This is a genomic window from Corallococcus sp. AB018, from assembly GCF_003986945.1.
GTDB classification, from domain to species: Bacteria; Myxococcota; Myxococcia; order Myxococcales; family Myxococcaceae; genus Corallococcus; species Corallococcus exiguus.
This window is the reverse complement of sequence record NZ_RAWR01000013.1, coordinates 47,764-66,726: the sequence shown is the minus strand read 5'-3', so window position 1 is coordinate 66,726 and position 18,963 is coordinate 47,764. Positions and strand designations below refer to the sequence as shown.

At 67.1% G+C, this 18,963-nt stretch carries 14 protein-coding genes; 3 read left to right on the top strand and 11 right to left on the bottom strand.

The genetic code is table 11. The annotated features are described in order from the left end of the window. Nucleotides 1-4: 4 nt before the first annotated feature. From D7Y11_RS05045 to D7Y11_RS05030, 4 genes are all read right to left on the bottom strand, one after another. Entirely contained in the window at nt 5-2,509 is a 2,505-nt protein-coding gene (locus D7Y11_RS05045; RefSeq protein WP_120575017.1) for a hypothetical protein, read from the bottom strand. Between the two features lie 18 nt (nt 2,510-2,527). After that, the gene (locus D7Y11_RS05040; protein WP_126933157.1) at nt 2,528-3,892 is read right to left on the bottom strand and encodes a hypothetical protein; all 1,365 of its coding nucleotides are present in this window, start codon (nt 3,890-3,892) and stop codon (nt 2,528-2,530) included. A 224-nt stretch (nt 3,893-4,116) separates the two neighbouring features. Beyond that, on the bottom strand, nt 4,117-4,803 hold the full coding sequence (locus D7Y11_RS05035) for a TVP38/TMEM64 family protein (protein WP_120575015.1): 687 nt from the start codon (nt 4,801-4,803) through the stop codon (nt 4,117-4,119). Nucleotides 4,804-4,811: 8 nt separating this feature from the next. Further along, nucleotides 4,812-5,405, bottom strand: coding sequence for a hypothetical protein (locus D7Y11_RS05030; protein ID WP_233596679.1), 594 nt, complete (start codon nt 5,403-5,405; stop codon nt 4,812-4,814). 367 nt (nt 5,406-5,772) lie between these two features. On the opposite strand from D7Y11_RS05030, the gene D7Y11_RS05025 reads away from it, so the two are divergent. Further along, entirely contained in the window at nt 5,773-6,732 is a 960-nt protein-coding gene (locus D7Y11_RS05025; protein ID WP_158629056.1) for a neprosin family prolyl endopeptidase, read from the top strand. A gap of 1 nt (nt 6,733) precedes the next feature. Here the strand turns inward: D7Y11_RS05025 and D7Y11_RS05020 are convergent, their stop codons facing one another. The 3 genes from D7Y11_RS05020 to D7Y11_RS05010 all read right to left on the bottom strand — a co-directional run bounded on the left by D7Y11_RS05020 (nt 6,734) and on the right by D7Y11_RS05010 (nt 11,535). Then, nucleotides 6,734-8,062, bottom strand: a complete 1,329-nt coding sequence (locus D7Y11_RS05020) for a DUF418 domain-containing protein (protein WP_121753019.1) — start codon at nt 8,060-8,062, stop codon at nt 6,734-6,736. A gap of 515 nt (nt 8,063-8,577) precedes the next feature. Continuing rightward, entirely contained in the window at nt 8,578-9,825 is a 1,248-nt protein-coding gene (locus D7Y11_RS05015; RefSeq protein WP_120575012.1) for a hypothetical protein, read from the bottom strand. Nucleotides 9,826-10,122: 297 nt separating this feature from the next. Continuing rightward, nucleotides 10,123-11,535, bottom strand: coding sequence for a hypothetical protein (locus D7Y11_RS05010; RefSeq protein WP_126933156.1), 1,413 nt, complete (start codon nt 11,533-11,535; stop codon nt 10,123-10,125). Between the two features lie 301 nt (nt 11,536-11,836). Here D7Y11_RS05010 and D7Y11_RS05005 point away from each other — a divergent pair, with 301 nt between their 5' ends. Beyond that, nucleotides 11,837-12,319 (top strand): hypothetical protein, encoded by a 483-nt coding sequence (locus tag D7Y11_RS05005; protein WP_121753018.1) that lies wholly within the window; start codon nt 11,837-11,839, stop codon nt 12,317-12,319. Nucleotides 12,320-12,812: 493 nt separating this feature from the next. Continuing rightward, a complete protein-coding gene (locus D7Y11_RS43165; protein WP_120575009.1) occupies nt 12,813-13,328 on the top strand; it encodes a hypothetical protein in 516 nt (171 codons plus the stop codon). A 305-nt stretch (nt 13,329-13,633) separates the two neighbouring features. Here D7Y11_RS43165 and D7Y11_RS04990 read toward each other — a convergent pair whose 3' ends face one another. The 4 genes from D7Y11_RS04990 to D7Y11_RS04975 all read right to left on the bottom strand — a co-directional run bounded on the left by D7Y11_RS04990 (nt 13,634) and on the right by D7Y11_RS04975 (nt 18,949). After that, on the bottom strand, nt 13,634-14,635 hold the full coding sequence (locus tag D7Y11_RS04990) for a PD40 domain-containing protein (protein WP_120575008.1): 1,002 nt from the start codon (nt 14,633-14,635) through the stop codon (nt 13,634-13,636). A 285-nt stretch (nt 14,636-14,920) separates the two neighbouring features. Further along, on the bottom strand, nt 14,921-15,691 hold the full coding sequence (locus D7Y11_RS04985; protein WP_158641892.1) for an NTP transferase domain-containing protein: 771 nt from the start codon (nt 15,689-15,691) through the stop codon (nt 14,921-14,923). Next, complete coding sequence (locus D7Y11_RS04980) at nt 15,688-16,317, bottom strand: gamma-glutamyl-gamma-aminobutyrate hydrolase family protein (RefSeq protein ID WP_120575006.1); 630 nt, start codon at nt 16,315-16,317, stop codon at nt 15,688-15,690. The genes D7Y11_RS04985 and D7Y11_RS04980 overlap by 4 nt, the downstream gene beginning before the upstream one ends. After that, nucleotides 16,310-18,949: a PEP-utilizing enzyme gene (locus tag D7Y11_RS04975; RefSeq protein ID WP_126933154.1), complete on the bottom strand. Its 2,640-nt coding sequence runs from the start codon at nt 18,947-18,949 to the stop codon at nt 16,310-16,312. Before D7Y11_RS04975 ends, D7Y11_RS04980 begins: the two co-directional genes overlap by 8 nt. Between the last annotated feature and the right edge of the window lie 14 nt (nt 18,950-18,963).

Sequence of the window (18,963 nt, the reverse complement as noted above, 5' to 3'; positions counted from 1 at the left end):
TTGTTCAGAGCAACTGCACGTTGCCGCCGAGCGAGGCGATGTACTTCGTTCCGCCCGAGTGCACGACCGTCGTTCCGAAGAAGGACCGGATCGCGCTTCCGGTGGGCACGACGAGCGAGTAGGGCTTCGCGCCAGACACGTTCGCCATCGTCCCGTAGGGGCCGTAGGTCTTGCCCCGCGCCGTCTTGAACGTGACCTGGGCAATCTGCGTCATGCCGAAGTACGTGCCCGTGTAGCCCGTCATCGACACGATGCCGTCGTCCGTGAGGTCGAGCGTGTGCGCGTTCCCTCCAGGGCCGCCCTGGTAGGGCGCGGCGTTGGAGCCATAGCTTGGCTGGATGGCGTCGATGATGTCGCCCGAGCGCACCAGGAGGCTCGTCATGGGCCCCCATCCGCTGACCGCCGGCAGGTTGTCCCAGGCCGTCCCCGAACCGCCCTCGGGGCCCATGGGTCCGTAGGGCATGCCCGCGTTGAACCAATCCAGGATGAGCTTGAGCTTGATGGCGGACAGGTCGCGGCTCACCGGCATGTGCAGCGGCTGGCTGATGTCCAGGCCGAGCACCCGCGCGATCTTCTCGCGGTTGTTGATGATGCCGTCATAGGTCCACAGCTGGAAGCGGCCCATGACGGGATAGAGCATGCCGTACTGCCGCAGGATGTCTCCAATCCCATTGACCCACGTCGGCGTGCCCGTGATGGGGGTCTGCTGGTAGATCTGGACGCTGACCAGGTCGTTGGGGTCCTGCTTGTAGTCCGCGACCGTGGGACTGAAGGTGTACCGGGTGAAGTAGACCTGCCCGTCCACGTAGACGCGGGGATTCTTTGGATCCGCCGCGGTGAGGGTGACGGTGGCCTTGCCTCCGGTGACGCTCACGACATTCGGGGAGAGCGCCAGGATGTTCTCGGGGGTCGAGATGTTCTTCTCGCTGATGCCATTGGTGCCCTGAGTGCCCAGTGTGTTCAGGGTGTAGTCGGCCGCTTCGGTCGGGGTGAGGGTGTTCAGGGCGATCTTCCATTGCTCCGTCCCCTCGATGCGGCCGAACTTGCGCACGTAGAGGTTGAGGGTGTTGGTCTCCCCGAGCTGGAAGCCAGGCGTGGTCTGCATGCCCGGGTTCATGCGGTAGATGAACTGATCCGCGCGCAGGCTCAAACCCTCGGAGTTCTCCTCCAGCAGGGTCAGCGTCACGGCATCGGTGCCAGTGCCGGTCGTGCTCCGGAGCGCGAGCGGCAGGTTCGCGAGGCTCTTGGGATCGACACCGCCAAAGTTCGTGACGACCAGCATCCCGGACTGCTTGTCGATGAAATCGGGATTGCTGTAGTCAATCGACGGGACGATGGTCGTGTACGTCTTCGAGTCACCGGAGCCCGTGTAGTACGCGAGCGACAGTGTCCCCAGCTTCTCCGTCCAGAGCGAACGGCCCGGCCACTGGACGGGCAATGAATTGCCCAGGTCGAGCGTCAACGAGGGCGTGGAGTCCAGGTTGAGCTGCGCCAGGGCCCACCACGCTTTCACGGCCGGACGCGGGTGCGGGATCTGCGCCAGGGTGCGCGCGGGCACGGCGAAGGTGGGCTCGTCATCCAGACAGGGGCCCACGGAGCCAACGAGCTTGCCGTAATTGAAGTTGAAGAGCGGCTGCTGGGGCAGGGGCTCCTTGGTGGTGTAGTTGATCCACGGATGGTAGGGCTGCTGGGTCACCGCCAGGATGGTGGGCCCGTACTGTTGAGCCGTGGCCTGGCCCAGCAACTGCTCCAGCAGGGAGCTGACGTACATCTGCGTGGGGATGTAGCCCCGTCCCGGCTCCACCGGCTTGCCATCTTTGTCCACGTTCATCACGTAGTCCTGGAGGATCGCGAGTTTGTCCACGATGGCGGCGGGGACCCCCTGTGCCTGCATCGCCTGGAAGGTGGCGGAGTTGAAGGCGAAGAGGTACGGGGCGTTGTTGTGGGCGCTGACCACCAGGCGGATGGACAGGCGGTGGGGGGACGCCTTCTGCAGTGCCTGGAGGACCGCCGAATTGCCGACGTTCCACTTCAGGTTCGTGAGCGTGGATTGATAGGCGGCGGAGCCGCTCGCGGAGCTCCTGGGGGTGTTTGGGTCCTGCGAATTCATCCAGATGCCGTTGAATGCAACCGGCGTGAACACGCCCTGGACATTGGCGCCGCTGATGTCACCGATGATGACGTTGAAGCCCCAGATCTCACTGCCGTTCTGCTGCATGGGATCCAGGTCCACCAGCTTGGGCGGAGACCCCATGTACAGGGCGCTCACCCCGGCTCCCATGAGGGAGTCGCTGCCGCCGCCGGGCAACTCGACGGTGGTCACCTTGCAGTCGAGCAGGTCGAAGATGCTGTCGCCCTTGGGCTCCCAGTAGAGCTCGATGTTGTTGGGCTTGAGCGAGTCCTCGTTGTAGTTCGCCGGGTTGTAGTTGTTGGGCGTGTTGTTGATGGTGGCCGGCGAAGCCTGGAACGAACCGGAGAAGTTGATGCGAGGCGTATCAAGGTAGCTCATGGAGGTCTCCTCGGGGTTCTAGTTGCCGCTGCCGATGTAGGGGGCGCATGCGGCGGGAAGCGAGCCGTTCGTGCACCCGCCGGGCATCTGGACTTCGTCGAACAGGTGGCTCAAGCCCGCGGGCGGCAGGTTCTGGCTTCCGGTGGGGCCCGACATGTCGTGGCAGCTCAAGCAGCTGTAGGGATTGGTCATCGCCGCGACGCCGTTCTGGACGAAGGTCTCCATGGAGGTGTTCGCCGCGGACAGCGAACCCTGCTGCGCTTGCAGATAGGGAGGGACCGTGCCGTTGACGGTCCACACGTTGCCGACGAGCTCGTAGTTGGCCCAGACCTTGTTGATGCGGCTGGGGTTGGCCTGGATCAACGCCTGGACGCTGCTGTTGATGGCGTTGAGCGCCTGGGTGCTCTGGGCGAGCATCGTGCGGGTCTTGTCCTGACAGGCGAACTGATTGGGATTGACGCTACAGTCGACGCCGCCGGGGAAGGTGCCGATGGCCGAGTCCCCCTGCGGGTGCATGCGGCAGACCTGGGCGGGCTTGCCCGGCTGATAGGTGTTGGTCACGCAGTCGGTGCAGGCCGGGTTGTAGAAGTTCCACGTGCCCCCGAGCGGAGGCGCCGCGGAGAGGTTGCTACAGTCGGGCGCGTTGTTGCGGTGCTCGAACGTGGCCCAGATCATCGCCGGGAAGCTGGGCGTCTTGGACACGATGTGCATGCCGGTCAGTCCCAGGTTCACCTGCCGGCAGGGGCTGTCCTTGACCTGGATGAGGCCGGGAACCACATAGAAGAGGCCCGAGCTGGCCGTCGCTTCGTCGAGCACCATCCAGCTCGTCTTCAGCTCGACGGCCGTGTCCGGGTACGCGAGGTTCGGATACTTCTTGATGATGTCGATGCCGTTGTTCCCGGGCTTGAGCTGACCCGCGCAGTTCGCCTGGTAGAGCTGACAGGACGTCAGCATCGTGTAGGTGCTCTGGTTGACGGACATGCCGTAGTAGACGAACTCGCCCTTCAGGTCGATCAGCGGCTGATCCGCGCCGGCCTGCTTGATGATGTCGGTGTAGAGGCGGGGCGGCTTGCCACCCGCCGTGGGCTTCACGGCGTTGGTGCAGGAGACAGGCGGCTCCTGGCCCCAGGCCGTCGGAACCCCGTCCTTGATGAAGATGCCGTAGGACGGCATCCACGTCTCGAACTGCACCATGTCGGGCTTGCCGCTGGCGGGCTGGACGAGCGCGAGCATGCTCTGCCACATGAACTGCTCGAAGTTGCAGATCGTCTTGTTCCCCGGCACTTCGCTGGGGAGGGTGGAGCTGTTGAGCCAGGCCACGTCCGCCGGGCAGTCATTGGCTTCGAGCGCCGTCGCCTTGGGGACGGGGGGGCCCGAATCCATGAGCGACGTCGTTGGGCAGGCCAGGAGGCCGGTGGCACCCAGTGCCACGGCGAGCAGGACGCGCGGTTTGTCGGACAAAGGCAATCTCCCCCATGCGGTTGAGCCCGACGAGACGCCGGGCTTGGGCGCAAGAGTTTAATCGCTGCGGGGGAGAAGCCGTCGAGGGCTAAACAGACTAAAAACGGTCTTGGCTGAAATTCGTGCTGGGGCGGCAAAGTCCGCTGTCAGTCCATTGGTGATGTCTGGGTTGCGGGACGCCCGGGTAGAAAGCGCCGCACCAGCCAGAGCGCGAGTCCAGGCAGTAAAACCATGCCCAAGAACAATGTCAGGAATGACCCGAGTCGCGCCGAGTACGCACCCACCGCCGCGTAGGTGGCGCAGACGCCCAGATTGGAGAGCGCGCAGGCTCCGAGGAAACTCCCCAGAGGCATGCGGCTGGCGCCAGCGAAGAGGACGGAGGACTCCGCCAGCATGGGCACGCCGCGCAATGCAATCAGCAACCAGGCACCCCGGCGTTCGGCCAGACGTGACAGGCGTTGGAGTTCCACCGGACCCAGGGTGCGTCGCAACGCCGCCTCGCCGCCCCTGGCGCCCAGCAGGTAGCCCCAACCACAGCCCACCATCATTCCCACCCAGCAGGCCGTGAGGCCGCCCCAGAAGCCCAGCAGCGCCCCGGACGCCGTGCCGACGAGGCTGGAGGGCACCGGCAGGACGATGTCCCCCGCCAGCAACCCTCCCAGCACGAGCGCCACCTGCCAGTCGGGTGGACGCGCCTCCAGGAAGGATTGGGTGGCGGCCTCCAGTTGCTCGCCGAAGAGGAGGAAGGGAACGAGGATGGCCGCCAGCACCACGCAGACGCAGAGGCTCCAGCCCACCGCCGCGCGCTTCGTTCCAGGGCTCGCCAGGGTCATGGTGCGGCTCAGAATCCAACGCCGAGCGTGAACGAGGCGCTCGGCTGGAAGCGGGCCTGCGGTCTGATCAACTGCGGCGCGGCGTTGAAGTACGCGGCGCTGAACCCCAGCTCCCCCACGAACTCAAAGCCGGAGGAGATGGGCAGCAGGGCCCGGAGGGACGCGCCCACCTCGGGGCCGGCGGTCTCCACGCCGGTGGGGCCGGAGCCCCCGAAGTCGAAGCCCGAGCTGTCCTCGCCAATCTGCAGCTCGGCGAAGCCGGCGCTCAACCGGGGCTGGAGCCAGCCGATGCGCGTCTTGAAGGAGGTGAGCGTCAGGTTGGCGCGGAAGTGGGCGATCTCCGGTTCCGGGTCGCGGTGGAGGAACCCCGAACCCGTGCCGCAGGCCTCCACGCCGAGCCGCGCCAGTGGAGACAACTCCAGACAGATGCTGGGACGCCGGCCGGAGGTGGACGCTCCGGCGCGCAGGTTGCCGTAGTTGCGCGGAGGCTCGTCCCGCCGGTCCTCCGCGACGCCCACCGGGGCCTCCTCCGCGACCGAGAAGCCGCCTCCCATCAGGATCGCGAACACCAGGAGGCGCTGCGGAAGGCCAAGGCGTGTCATCAGGCACCAGGGATGCGACCGCGGGGAGAAGGCTGGCCATGTTGCCCGAACAGAGCAGGCGCATCCAGGCGTGCCTTGAATTCGCCCCTGGCGGTCATCATCGACCCCTGTACGCCAGTCTTGTCATTTCATCCGCCCCCGATTCTTCCTGGATGTTTTCACTCTGGCTGTCTTCATGAGCGAAAGACATCCACGTCTGGCCGGCGCCGTCGTCAAGGCCGGGTCAGGAGAAACCGCGGCCCGGGTCCACCCGGTCCGGAGCCACACCTGGATGACGGCAGGCCGCATGTCAGAGTCAGAAGAGAAGATGGCCGGTGTCGATGTACGAAAGGAACCGTCCATGTCGAGAGCTGGCTTGTTGCTGTCAATGTTTCTCATCGGATGTGGCGAGCCTGCGAGCGAGGTTCGCCCGGAGGCCGTCGCCGATACGTCGGAGGTGGAGCTCGCGCTCGCGCCTGGGGAGTACCGCTGCGAGGCGATGACGGAGGCCGCACGCGCCGCCGTGCCTCCGCCTCCCCCCAGCGTGGAGAAGGCCGCGTTCGCCCCCCGTGTTCGCGCCGTCTGTCCCCCGGGCCAGGTGCCGATCTACGCGCAGGCGGAGCTTCGGACGCGCAGGGCCGGTCCGCCGTTAGCTGGCCCGGCCGCCATGCAGTCGCTGGCGGGGTCGTACTGGTACGCCGGAGTGATGAAGCCCACGGACGCGTTGAGCCAGAGCGGCGTTGGAGCGTCCATCCTGTTCTCCAACCCGGCGGTGTACGACCAGAGCGACATGGTGACGTCCCAGATGTCCATCGTCCGTGGCGCCAACTATCACCTGGTGGAGATGGGCCTGCGGAAGTTCTGGGACGCCTTCCCGCGACTGATGATCTCCCAGTGGAGCTACGGCCAGTTCAACGACGCCGCCGGGTTCGTCCAGGTCCACGGCGTCTACGGGCCCGGGATGCCGCTCTCCAGCTATTACGGGTACTCGGTCCAGCAGTACATCCGCTATGACAACGGCAACTGGTGGATCTGGTTCAACGATGCCTGGGTCGGCTACTTCCCCGGCACGCTCTGGAATGGCCAGTTCACTTCTGGCGACATGGCGCACTTCTACGGCGAGGTCTATTCGGCGCAGAGCCGGGTCCCGCCGCTCACCGACATGGGCACGGGACAGTTCTCCGGGACCTTCGGCACCGCGTACATGCAGGGGATGTGCATTCACACCGCGGGCCCCAACTGCACCTACGTCACCGACGGCTGGCCTTTCCAGACCAACGCCGCGTATTACTCCCTCTCGTATTGGAATGGCTCGTATATGGAGTTCGGCGGGAACGGCGGCGGCTGAGCTATGCCGGCGCCGTGGTGCGTTGGTCCGAGCCGTCATCCCGGCGCATCGGCTGGGCCTTTCCATACGTCAGCGACCGCCACACCCACTCGGCGGGGCCGAAGCGGAACCTCGCCAGCCACAGGTGGCTCCACACCCCCTGGACGCAGAAGATGGCCAGGCAGTAAGCCACGCACGCCGCGGGGCCCAGCTTCGTGATGAAGCCCAGTCCGTAGCCGTAGAAGAACAGCACGCTGATGATCGACTGTGACAGGTAGTTCGTCAGCGCCATGCGGCCCACCGGCGCGAGCAGACCCAGCGCTCGCTGCCAGGTGGCCCGCTGGAAGAGCAGGGTGATGCTGGACACGTAGACGGCCGCGAAGCCCAGCTCGCCCAGGTTCCGCAGCGGCGCCATGGCGAAGGACACCCACGCCGGCAGTGTCTCCGGCGTGAAGACCTGCTTCAGCATGAGCTGTTGCAGCACCAGGCCGCTGCCGCTGCCAATCACCCCCGCGACGAGACCCCACCCGAGGATTTTGCGGAACAGCCCCAGGTGCTGGGGCACGTCGTGGAAGATGCGGCGCTTCCCCGCCAGCAGGCCGAGCAGGAACCGGCCAAACGTCGAGAGCGTGATGGCCAGCAGCAGCGGGAAGTAGTCGCGGAAGAAGAAGTGGAAGGTTGCCTTCGTCACGTCCAGCCAGCTCCCGCTGGCGTAGGCCGCGAGCGTCTGCGCCTTGATGGCCGCGGACTTCTCGGTGGCCGCCTTGGCGATGGCCGCGCCGGCCTCCGGCGTGTCCGCCATCAACTGCGGGAGCTTGAGGATGGCCACGCCGACGACGGACCACCCCAGGGCGAACAGCAGGGCGCAGATGAGCAGCGTTCGCTCCGAGCGCCCCCGGAACAGGAGCAGGCCGAATCCCAGCACCGCGTAGGTGCTGAGGATGTCGCCGTACCAGATGAGGAACAGGTGGGAGAGCCCCATCACCAGCATCACCCCCAGCCGCCGGACATAGAGCGGCGTGATGGAGGTCCCTCGCGCCTCGGCGCGGCCCATCTGCACCGCGAAGCCAAGGCCGAAGAGGAACGAGAAGAGGGTGATGAACTTCCCGGCCACCAGGAACGAGAACGCCTGCCAGGCGACGGTGTCGGCGAGCGACGCGTTGTTCAGCGCCGCGAGGGTCTGCTCTCGCGGCAGGAATACCCTCCCGCTGAACCACACCATCACGTTGGAGATGAACACGCCGCACAGGGCGAAACCACGCAGTGTGTCGAGCAGCGCCAGCCGCTCGCTGGAATCCACGGGACGGGCCTCGGCACTGGGGGACGAGGCCTCGGATGGAACTGTGGGCATGCTCGGAGAAAGGGTGGGCAACGTGAAGCTGCCTTCCAGTATTCCGAACGAGCGCGTCACACGGACTTCGCGTCAGGGAGGCGTGTCCTTGGGGGCGCGCGAGGACGAACCTCTCTGGCGGGCGGTGCTGGCGCGCAAAGGAGTTCAGCCTTCTCGAGTCGGTTCGCGCAGCGGCCACTTCGACGCGAGCACGTCGCGCGTCATGAAGGTCGCTCGGCGAAGGAGGCTTCGACGAGGAGTTCGTCGGCCCCACCTGGGCCAGAATCACCTGGTCGGCGCAGGGCCAGCAGCTGGAACCTACCTGCCTGGGGACACCCGGCTGAGGAGTCGGGGCCCGCGCACGCAAAAGCGACGTGGGCCCGGCACGCGCGGACGCCGGGCTTGAGCTCAGGCCCCAGGGGACATGGGGGGACGAACGAACGCGCGGCGTCAGGGGGCCGGAGACACGCCCGCCGGGCCCCCCGTGAAGGAGGACCCGGCGGCGGAATGCGAAGGTTCAGCCGGAGCGACAGGGACTACCGGGCGTCGCGCGCGTCCACGGTGAGGCAGGGCTCCATCTTCTCCGGGGCGACGAGGAACAGCTCCTCGCGGCCCAGGTCCTGGGTGAGGCCCGACGTGGCGAAGCCAATCTGCCCGCCGCCGTCATACGCGAGCGCCGTCCAGTCGTTCTGCGACGCGGGGAACACGTCGGCGAAGCCGTTGCGGTTGAAGTCCCGGACATAGGCCGCGGCCTGGATGCTCCCATTGTTGTTGAAGTCGGTGTTGGTGCTCGCGTTGCCCGTGACCTGGGCGTCGTTGAAGCGAAGCCCGCTGATCTTCGCGAGGTCCGCTTCGGTGGTGGGGGCGACGGGCGCGAACCCGGAGACCTCGTTGACGCTCTGCTCGTTGAAGGAGGCCACCTGCACGCGCGAGTAGTCGAGCACGTTGTTCAGGCCGCCAATGCCGAAGCCATAGAACTGGTACTCGTAGTTCATGATGCTCAGGTAGTTGGGCTTGTAGTTCGAATCGTCGTTGCCGCCATGGCGCAGGCCGATGTTGTGCCCCAGTTCGTGCATCAGGGTGCCGGCCAGTTGCAGCTCCGTGATGCCGGCGGCGAAGCCCAGCGTCACCACGAAGTCATGCGCGGGGATGCCGCGCGAGATGCCGCTGGAGTTGCCACCGCCGTACCGGTTCGCGAACAGCATGTAGTGGAAGTAGGGCGCGCGGTTCGCGGCGAAGTACTTGCCCTTGATGACGTCGAAGTCCGTCCAGACGGGGCTCAGGTCCAGGTCCGCGTCCGCCGCGGTGATCTGCTGGTCCACCACCAGGTGCAACGTGATGCCCGTGGAGCCATCCGGGTTGGACACCGGCGCCTTGGAGAAGGCCGTGATGACACGGTTCAGCATCGCCTGGGTCGGCTGCTGTCCCGGGTAGTAGTCCACCTCGATGAAGATGTCCTTCTTGCGCGCGTTCGCGCCGAGGGCCGTCAGGTCCAGGCCGCCGCCGAAGCCGAACGACTCCGCGTAGTCGTTGAGCCGGTCCCCATCCGTGTCGGGGTTGTTGGGGTTGGTGCCCAGCAGCGTCTCCACCAGGTCACAGACGCCGTCGCCATCCGTGTCCAGCGCGCCCGCGCAAGCGGGGATCGGCAGCGGGATGGCCGCCGCCACCTGCATGCCCTGCTGGGCGGTGGCCAGCTCCGGCTCCGGAAGCTCCGTGCCACCACACCCGTTCAACCCCAGGAGCGCGACGGAAGCGGTCAGCAGCGTTTGATGAAGCTTGGACATGGAATTCCCTTTGTTCGCAAAGGATTGGCAGCGCACCAATCACCCCGTACTTGCTATCCACTGGCTTTTTTGGCTATTCATTATTTACGCGAATATGCCGATTTTCAGGAATCGGGCTCTATTTGCTACTGATGCGGAGCCGCCGGAGCCCCCCTGACGCGGGGCCCGGCGGTGGAGTGCGACTTCCAGGCATGTGGGATGGTGACTACCGGGCACGTTGTTCACACCGCCCATGCGAAAGCCATACACCTGATACTCGTAGCTCCTGAGGCTCAGGTGGCTGACTCGGAGCGGCGCTCAGTAGCAGAGATAGTTGTTGTTCCAGCCGTGAGCGGAATCCGCGGGCTCGTTCCACGCGATGCAGGTCTTCCCAGAGATGGGGCCTGCGCTGGACCACTGGAAGTTGAGCAGGCTGAGGTTGGGCACGCAGACGTAATTGTTGTTCCAGGTGTTGGGGTCGCTGGGCTCGTCAACGAGCGTGCACCGCATGCCAGCGATAGGCCCCGCGTTGCTGAAACGCACGCCTTCGTCCACCTCGGAGCACAGGAAGTTGTCATTCCAGCCATTCGGGTCGGCCGGCTCGTTGACCGAGACGCAGGTGGTACCCGCGATCTTCCCCGCGGGGGAGAACGCGAACCGCTGCGTGTAACACAGGTAGTTGTTGTTCCAGGAGTCGGGGTCGCCCGGCTCATTCCACTGCGTGCAGCGCATCAAGGGGATCGGGAGCAACGAGGACCAGACGAACTGCAGGGGGCTGTAGGTGGGCACGCAGAGGTAGTTGTCATTCCAGCCATCGGGGTCGAGGAGCTCGTTGATCAGGGTGCAGCGCTGGCCCGCGATGGGTCCCGCATAGGACCAGCTCACCCCCTCCTGACCCGCGGTGCAGAGGTAATTGTCGTTCCAGCCGTGGGAATCGCCCGGCTCGTTGACCAGGGTGCACGTGGAGGGGAACGCGTAATGCTGGAACTGGAACTCGAGGGGAGACACGCCATAAACCTGGCGCAAGCCCTGAATGTCCAGGGCGCTCAAGGTCGGCCGGCCCCACGCGGCGCAGTAGTTCATGGTCGAGAGAGGGTCGTACGCGGTGATGACCTCGCCATTGGCCTGCTGAACGATGGTGTTGTCGCAGTAGCCCGGCGTGTTGGGTTGATTGCCCGGAGAGTCCTGCTCATGCCAGAAGCCCAGGGCGTGGCCGAACTCGTGCAGGGCGACGCCGCGGATGCAATATTCGCGGTCATCTCCCGGCAACGATGCGTCATCAACACCGTCGTTGCAGACGTGGCTCCAACTGGCGAAGTTGAAGTTGAGCCACATGCTGGGGCTGCTGTTCGAGCGGCCGACGATGGAGCGCGGGCCGCTCTCATCCACCTGGATGCGGATGGCCTGAGCAGGAGTAAGGATGTCGCAGGCGCCCCAACCCGTGAAACGCAAACTGCTGTTCGTGTCCCACTGCGCCTCGACGATCTGCCTCACCCACGTCTTCTCCGAGTTCCAGCCTGCCGTGGTCCAACAAACGGGGACGTCGGTGAAGCCCGCGGCGTTCGTGGGCCAATAACCGGCGGGATTGCCATAGAGTTCATCCTGCCGTGAGTCCACTGCCACGACTTCCATGTCCGGGAAGGGCTCGGCCGCGGGATTGCAAGCCACGAGGAGCGAGGAGAGCAACCCAAGGACCTGGGTCACTCCAATGACACGCAAACTGTTTTTCATGAATTCCCCCGGCGAAGCATTTTTCACTGCGGGTCATTGTCTAGCACGGAATAAAAGCCGGCCCCAAGCGAAGGCTTGTTGCCTTCCAGTGCGATAGAAATCGTCTGGCTGGAATAATCCACAAAGTCAGACGGAAGGCGCGCCTGGGCTCCAGGGCTCGAGCACCTGATGTGTTTTGACGTGCAAGTGTATATCGACCCCCAGCGACCTGAGACCCGGCGTCTGTTTCCCGGGAGGTGAGGGAGCGTGCGGGGTGGGAGCGTTGGGTGGGTGCCCTTCTCTTGCGAAGTCTCCCCGGACAATGCCCCTCCGGACGCTGTTGGCCATCCTGGTGCTCCAGCTCCCCCCACTTCCCTCCTTCGACGCGGGGACCCCGGATGCCGGCCCCTTTGTCTGGGACGGCACGTACACCGAACTGGAGGAGCACGGAGACTGGGTGGACCGGGGCCCCTTCGCGCCGTGCGGCTTCGATTCGCGGGACGCGTCCAGCAGCGCCTGCGAGGAGCTGCCCCGCTTCGATGTCTCGAATTGCGCCCCGGCGGCGCTCGCCAGGCTTCCCGAGGAGGGCATCTGTCTGGCCAACACCCGGGATGAGCGACGCCTGGAGGACGGGGGCACCCTCATCAGCACCGGCCCTGTCAGCTTCCAGCTCCGGAGTGACGGAGGCACGAGCACGTTGTACGACGAGCCGCTCCGCTTCCGGGACACGCAGCGTGGCCAGCAGCAGCAGGGGCGTCCTTGTCTACGACCTCGCCAATCCCGCGCTGCCTGTCTTTGCGTATAGGCGGGATAGAGGCCATGTGGAGGGTGAGGGCAGGAGCGGAGGTGCCGCGGAGGGCCGCGGACGGGGTCGCTCAAGCAGTGTGAGCCAGGCGGGTGGAGGAGCGGCTTGAGCCCCTTGGGGTACACGCTGGCCCTGGCCGCCCGCTCATGAGGTGCGCGGCAGGGGCCTGGCTCTCTGGGCCCTGGCGGCTTGAGCTTCAACACCCTGCGGCTTGGAGGGGTCCGCGCGCCGGGGCGAGCCTCGCACCTGCCGTGGGCAGGCCCAGGTGCTCTAGAATCGCTCGCACCCCTCCTGCCTCGTTCACGTACGCCAGCACCCGGCGCCTGCCGCCACACCTCGCGCGGGCCCACACGTCCAGCGCCCTGCGTGCGGCGTCCCGTTGTACGAGGTGCTCCAGGGACCTTGAGCATCCCGCCTGGGGTAGAACCACCGGAGCAGGCTGTCAGACCGCGAGGGCAAGCTTCCTTCGACTGGCACCGAGCGAAGGACGTTCATGGCAACCCTGAAACAGCTGGCGTTCCGGATGGCGCGCACCCCTGCCTCCGGCTCCCTGGTGCGCTTCGGCTTCGCGCACGCGGACCGGCTCCTGCCCCTCACCTCCGTGGACCGCTCGGAGCAGGCCGCCATCTACCGGCACCCGCGTCCCGTCTACGGCACCTTCCATCACATCGCCGTTCCCCTGCGGGGAGTGCCGGACGTCTTCGCCCTGGCGCACCCGCGCCATGCCGGGCTTCGCACGGGCCTCTTCGCGCTCATCGCCGGAGCACGGCAGCGGACCCCCGCGTCGGTGCTCGTCAACGCGGGGCCTCGGCAGGACGTGGGGCAGGTGCACTTCCACCTCACGGACGACACGCCCTTCAGCGACGCTGTCCGCTCGGAGCACCTCACCTGGCCGGACTGGGACGCGGCAGTCCGCGCGCTGACCTCCGTGCCCGACATCCAGGAGCGCTACCGCGCTGGCTTCTCGCTGCTCCAGGATGCCGGGGACCCTCGGGTGCGCCTCATCTGACCGCGGCATGGATGCGGCCGTCTTCACCCCGGCTGGCGGTGAACCCACTGCAATCGCTCGCACCCCTCCTGCCTCGTTCACGTACGCCAGCACTCGCCGCCTGCCTCCACACCTCACGCAGGCCCACTCGTCCAGCGCGAACGTCCTGCGTAGCAGCCCCGCCCAGTCCAATCGTGGCGTGCACTCCTGATGAACGCGCCCTCCGCACCACGGCCTTCAAGTGGGGCAACGGCTTCTCCTACGCCGAGGAGTTCCCCCTGGCGCGCCCACTTGGCGGGTGGGCGCGCCGTTTCACCGGGCTTCCATCACTGCCAGGACGGTTCGACGTCGTTCGCGCTCACGGTGTTCGTCAGGTTGGTAAGGGTGCCGTTGACGGACCGCATGAAGATTTCGCCACTGCTCGCGCTGTTCGTGAAGCGTTCGAACACCAGGGTATCCGCAGTAGGACTGTAGGCCGGGCATTGGTCGTCCTCCGGCCCGTTCTGCAGCGCGACCAGCCCCGTCCCGTCCGCGTTCATGGAGTAGAGGTCCCGCTCGTACAGGCTCTGCACCGAGATGCTCGCGGTGAAGGCAATCTTCGTCCCCGCCGCGTTGTAGACCGGGAAGAACGAGGTCCAGTTGGAAGGGCCTTCGTTCAGCCTCACCAGGCCCGTCCCATCCACGTTGATGCGGTAGATGCCCCGGAAGGGAATGTCCGACGTGCTCAGCGCCTCGTAGCCGAACACGACCTGCAGGCCATCGGGGCTGAAGCTCGGCGTGATGTAGCTGCCGGCGCCTTGCAGGTCCGTGGCCAGGAGGGCCAGGTGCTGGCCGTTGGCGTCCATCAAGTAGAGGCTGCACCGGGAGGTGCAGTGGACGAAGACGATGCGCGTCCCGTCGGGGCTGAAGGCGGGCTGTTCGTCATCACCTTCCCAGTTCGTGAGCCGCTGCATGTTGCTGCCGTCGATGTTGGCGGTGACGATCTCGAAGTCGCCAAAGTACGGATACGTCTGGCCGTAGGCGCGCTGCCAGACCACCTGGGTGCGCGCCTTGTTGAGTTTGGGGCGCCGGTCCATCACGAGGTCGTTCGTGAGGCGGTTCAAAACGGTGCCATCGGTGCCCATCACGAAGATGTCGTAGGTGTTGATGGGGTGGGCGGGGTCGCTTCCCCGGTTTGACGCGAAGGCGATCTTCGTCGGCGGTGGGCAGTTGGGGAGGCACGTCTTCGCCGTGACATCGTCCTCCGCGACCTCCTGTTCAGGGTCGGAGACACCACACGCGGCCGTCAGCAGGACTGCTCCAAGGATGCAGCTTCTTCCCATCATCATGGCACTGGCTCCCAGCTGTGTTTCAGGTTCGCCGTCCTGGCCCCGGCCTCGCGAGGCTCACCCTGGAAGGGGGGGCCCAGGCGGACCGGGACGGAAGGGCGGACATGCCGTCGACAGAGCAAGGGCAGGGCCAATCCACGTTCCAGGCCGCTTCCCCTGGAGCAACCTGCGAGGACGGCAAGTCTTGCCGCGATCCGGCGCTTCGGGCTGGCAAGAGTTGCCGTTGCCGGCTGGGTTTGCCGGCCGTGGACCTGCTCCAGGACGCCGGGGACCCTTGGGTCCGCCTCATCTGACGGCCGTGGGCGACCAGAAGCCCGCCAGCGCTCCCGAGGCGTGGGCCTCCGTGTAGCGGCGCAGGTCCTCCGCGTTGTCCGCCTCCAGCCAGCCGGACGCGATGGGCACGGCGTGGACGGCCACGCCCTCGGAGATGAGGTCCTGGAGGAAGGCCGTCATGGAGATGTTCCAGTAGCGCGGATCCATCGCCACGCGCTGGTCGAAGCGCTCCAGGAGCGCGTGCAGGACTCCGGGCCCGAACCGCAGCAGCCCGATGTATTGCCCCTGCACCTCCTCCACCGAACGCACCCGCGAGCCGATGTCCACGATGCGCTCGCCTTCCAGGCGCAACGACTCGCAGTCCGTCGTGGGGTCCTCCATCCGCAGCTCCCAGAGGCGGCGCCACTGCATGTCGATGGCGACTTCGACATCCCGGGACGCGGCGAGCATCCGCCCCAACACCTCGTGCGAGAAGACGATGTCCCCATAGGAGACGAGGACTGGCTCCGTGCGGGACACCACCGGCAGGCTGAAGCGCAGCGTGGAGACCATGTTGCCGGTGGTGTAGGCCGGGTTCACCACGACGCGCACGTTGCGGCCCGCCTTGGTCAGCTCGGGATACGCGCCGGCCATCACCGTGACGTCCACGCCGAAATGCGCGTAGACGGCCAGCTGATGGTCGAGCAGCGGGGCTCCCGCCAGCTCCACCAGGCACTTCGGCCGGTTCGCCGCGAGCGGCCCCATGCGGGTGCCCAGGCCCGCTGCAAGGATGATGGCTTTCACGGTTCGTACGCCTCCATGGATTCGAGGACCGAGTGAAGGTGGTGGGGCGCCCGCTCGGGGTGCCAGAGGACGCCCAGCGAGCGCCGCTCCCAGTTCGCGAAGGCCTCCACCGCGCCGTCCTCCGAGCGCGCGAGGACGTCCCATCCGTCAGGCATGGAGTCCTCCGCCACGCTCCAGTGGTGGAAGCTCGCCACCTCCGCCGGGCCCCGCCACGCATTGGCGAGTGGACCCGTCAGCGCGTGGCGCACGCGCACGTGGCCTTCGACAGGCACGAGCCGCATCCCCGCGAAGCGCGCGAGCATCTGCGCGCCCCGGCACACGCCCAGCACCGGCGTCCGCGTCCGGGCGGCGAGCGACAACAGGACGGACTCCGTCTCGTCGCGCGCGGGAACGGAATCCGGTCCCGTTCCAGGAGCGTCGTTGCCTCCACTCAGGATGACGAGCCCCGGACGGAGGGCTTCGAACTGGGCCACGGCAGCGGCGGCCACGTTGACCACGGGGAACGGCACCCAGCCGGCCCCCCACAGGCCCGAAGCCCAGGAGTCCTCGAGCCCATCCCGCACCTCCGGACGCCCCGAGACACGGTCGCTGCGCTGGGTGATGAGTGCCACGCGGCGCTCACTCATGGACGAGCCTGCGCCCCCCGCAGTCCAGCGTCATCACCCGCCCACCTGACAGCCGCCGGAACTGCTCCCGGCCCACGCCAATGGCGGCGGGCAGCTGCAGCTCGGTGCAACGCACCGCCATGTGCGAGTTCGCGCCTCCGTACGCCGTGACGATGCCTGCGACGCCCAGCGCGAGCAGCCCGTCGTAGCCGGGGTCGGCGCGCTCCAGCAGCACGATGTTGCCGCGCACGCGCTCCGGGTCTGGCAGCCCGTCCGCGACCAGCACCGGCGCGCGCACGCACGCCTTGGTGACGAACAGGGGCTGCTCTCCACTGCTCACGTGGAAGAGCAAGTGCGACGCGCGCGTCAGGATGTCCGGCAGTTCGATGAGGGTGACGGCGGCGGCATGCTCGCGAGCCTCCTCCACGGCGTCGCGGCACCACGACCGGGCTTCGAGTGGCGGCAGCGCCAGGGCGGTCTCCACCTGCTCCAGCGACAGGTGCGCCAAATCATCCCGGCTCAGCCCCAGCGGCTCGCCCCACTCCGCGAGGTGTTCGAGCACGCCACTCAGCGTCTTCGTGAACACGTGCTTGCCGTACTCGCGCCCCGCGATGCCCGCGCCCAGGTGCGCGAGAAACACCTCGCTGGTCATCGACAGGCCGGCGCTCCGGAGGCCCGCGCCCAGGCGCTCGTGGAGGCTCAGGGACAAGGGGGCTTCGTGCCTGAACGGTTCCTCCGCTCCGGAGATGAGCGGGCCGAGGTAGCGCTCCGGATCCGCGCCATAGCGTGGCACCCGGATGTCATAGGTCCCGGGGCGCAGGTGCCCGAACTCCGCGACGAGCGCCTCCAGGCCCAGCTCGCCCCGCCGCACGCGGAACGCGTCCGCTTGCAGCTGGCCCGCCACCGTCCGGATGCGCTGGAGCACCTCGCGCTGCTCGCTCGAATTCATCACGCCCTCGCGAACGAAGCTCTTGAGCAGCGCGGTCACCACGAACGCCGTCCGTGCCAGATGCGCGAAGGGCAGGGTGCCCAGCTTGCGCAGGCGCGCGAGGACGGGACCGAGCCCGCCATCGAAGCCCGGCGCGAACGGTTCGGCCCGCAGCCGCTGCACCTGCTCCACCTGCGCGGGCAGGTCGCGAAGCCCGTGGAGCGTGATGTCCCGCAGCGCGGTGGCCAGGGCATCCAGCTCGCCTGCATCCAACGAGGACGCATAGAGCCTCCGGAGCCGCTCGCGCAGGCCGAGGCTCGCGCACGTGTCCGCGATCTCGAACTCCACCTTGTCATGCAGCTCGGGGGCGCTGGCCAGCCGGGCCAGTTGCTGGGAGACCAGGACCTCCGCCACGCGCGCCGGGGTGACGGCCGGGATGAAGGAGTTGAGCGACGCGCGCACGTCCACATAGGCGTGCCCCGCGAAGTCGCGCAGCAGGGGAGTGCCGCGCAGGTCGCGGTACCCGTAGGCCGCGCGCTGCTCCGCCCAGGTCTGGTCCGTGATCAGCCTGCCGTAGAGCGTCCGCGCGAGCGGAAGCGGACGCCGGCCAATCATCTCCGCCGGGTTCCAGTCCGTCATCGTGCTGTAGACGGGACCGTCTCCGACGACGGGGGCCTTGGGCCGCAGTAGCGCCTGGTGCGCCGTGCAGGCATCCGCCAGCAGCATCGCCCGGCGGACCTCGCCTCCCTCTGGCAGCGACGAACCCTTGGCGATGGGACGCACCTGGAGGAGGTGGAAGTCACCGCCTGCCAGCGCGAACTCGATGTCCAGCGCCTCCACGCCAACGAGCTTCACCAGCTCACGCCCCACGGTGACGACGCGACGGAGCGAGTTCGGCAACAGGCCCCGGGGCACGCCGTGCTCCACGTACGCGGAGGAGGGCTTCTCCAGGGCGCCGGACGTAATCTGATCCGTGCGCCCGCTGGAGACGTCCGACGCCACCACCCAGTACGAGGCCAGCGTCTCCGGGTGCCGCGCCATCAGCACGCCGCTTTCGCTCACGGGGTGGACGTAGGACTGGAGGAAGACCTTCTCTTCCCGTGCCCCCGGGCCATACGAATCGAACACGTCCGAAATGGCGCCGCTCACGGCCACGGCATCGCCCGCGTCCACGTCGAGCACGGAGAGGAAGCGTCCCGCGTTCGACGCGGTCCACGCATCCTCCGCGGAGCAGGAGGAGCGCACCACGATGCGCACGTTCCCGAAGCGCTCCCGCACACGTTGGAGCACGGCGTCCCGGTCCTGGGCCCAGTCCCCGCTCCACACGATGTGCGGCCGGGAGACGCGCCACGGCCCGTGCAGCTCCGACAGGATGTCGAGCGTGCGCGCCTTGTCCCCCAGCACGAGCCGGCCTACGGGGGCCTGGGGCTCGCTGGAGACCTCGTCGTCTTCCATCTCGAAGCGCGCCACGTCTCCGGCCTGGGCAAGCCGGTCCGCCACCTCGTCCAGGTCCCATCCCTCCAGCGCCTCACGCACCGCCTGGGTCCTTCCGACGATGAATCGGCACTCTCCCCGCCAGGTCGCGATGACGGCGGAGGCCTCATCGAGCAACACGCGGAGCGCGCGCGGACGCGGGAGCACTGTTCCCTTGAACGCGAGCGTCAGCGGCACGCCGTCGTACGTCTGGGCGAGCGTGCCCAGGACGCGCTCGGCCCAGGTCCGCATGGAGGCGTGCACGG

Excerpts from the sequence above, each read along its gene's own strand:
- D7Y11_RS05045 (WP_120575017.1), bottom strand. The coding sequence starts at position 2,509 with ATGAGCTACCTTGATACGCCTCGCATCAACTTCTCCGGTTCGTTCCAG.
- D7Y11_RS05040 (WP_126933157.1), bottom strand. The coding sequence starts at position 3,892 with ATGGATTCGGGCCCCCCCGTCCCCAAGGCGACGGCGCTCGAAGCCAAT.
- D7Y11_RS05035 (WP_120575015.1), bottom strand. The coding sequence starts at position 4,803 with ATGACCCTGGCGAGCCCTGGAACGAAGCGCGCGGCGGTGGGCTGGAGC.
- D7Y11_RS05030 (WP_233596679.1), bottom strand. The coding sequence starts at position 5,405 with ATGACACGCCTTGGCCTTCCGCAGCGCCTCCTGGTGTTCGCGATCCTG.
- D7Y11_RS05025 (WP_158629056.1), top strand. The coding sequence starts at position 5,773 with ATGTTTCTCATCGGATGTGGCGAGCCTGCGAGCGAGGTTCGCCCGGAG.
- D7Y11_RS05020 (WP_121753019.1), bottom strand. The coding sequence starts at position 8,062 with ATGCCCACAGTTCCATCCGAGGCCTCGTCCCCCAGTGCCGAGGCCCGT.
- D7Y11_RS05015 (WP_120575012.1), bottom strand. The coding sequence starts at position 9,825 with ATGTCCAAGCTTCATCAAACGCTGCTGACCGCTTCCGTCGCGCTCCTG.
- D7Y11_RS05010 (WP_126933156.1), bottom strand. The coding sequence starts at position 11,535 with ATGAAAAACAGTTTGCGTGTCATTGGAGTGACCCAGGTCCTTGGGTTG.
- D7Y11_RS05005 (WP_121753018.1), top strand. The coding sequence starts at position 11,837 with ATGCCCCTCCGGACGCTGTTGGCCATCCTGGTGCTCCAGCTCCCCCCA.
- D7Y11_RS43165 (WP_120575009.1), top strand. The coding sequence starts at position 12,813 with ATGGCAACCCTGAAACAGCTGGCGTTCCGGATGGCGCGCACCCCTGCC.
- D7Y11_RS04990 (WP_120575008.1), bottom strand. The coding sequence starts at position 14,635 with ATGATGATGGGAAGAAGCTGCATCCTTGGAGCAGTCCTGCTGACGGCC.
- D7Y11_RS04980 (WP_120575006.1), bottom strand. The coding sequence starts at position 16,317 with ATGAGTGAGCGCCGCGTGGCACTCATCACCCAGCGCAGCGACCGTGTC.
- D7Y11_RS04975 (WP_126933154.1), bottom strand. The coding sequence starts at position 18,949 with ATGCGGACCTGGGCCGAGCGCGTCCTGGGCACGCTCGCCCAGACGTAC.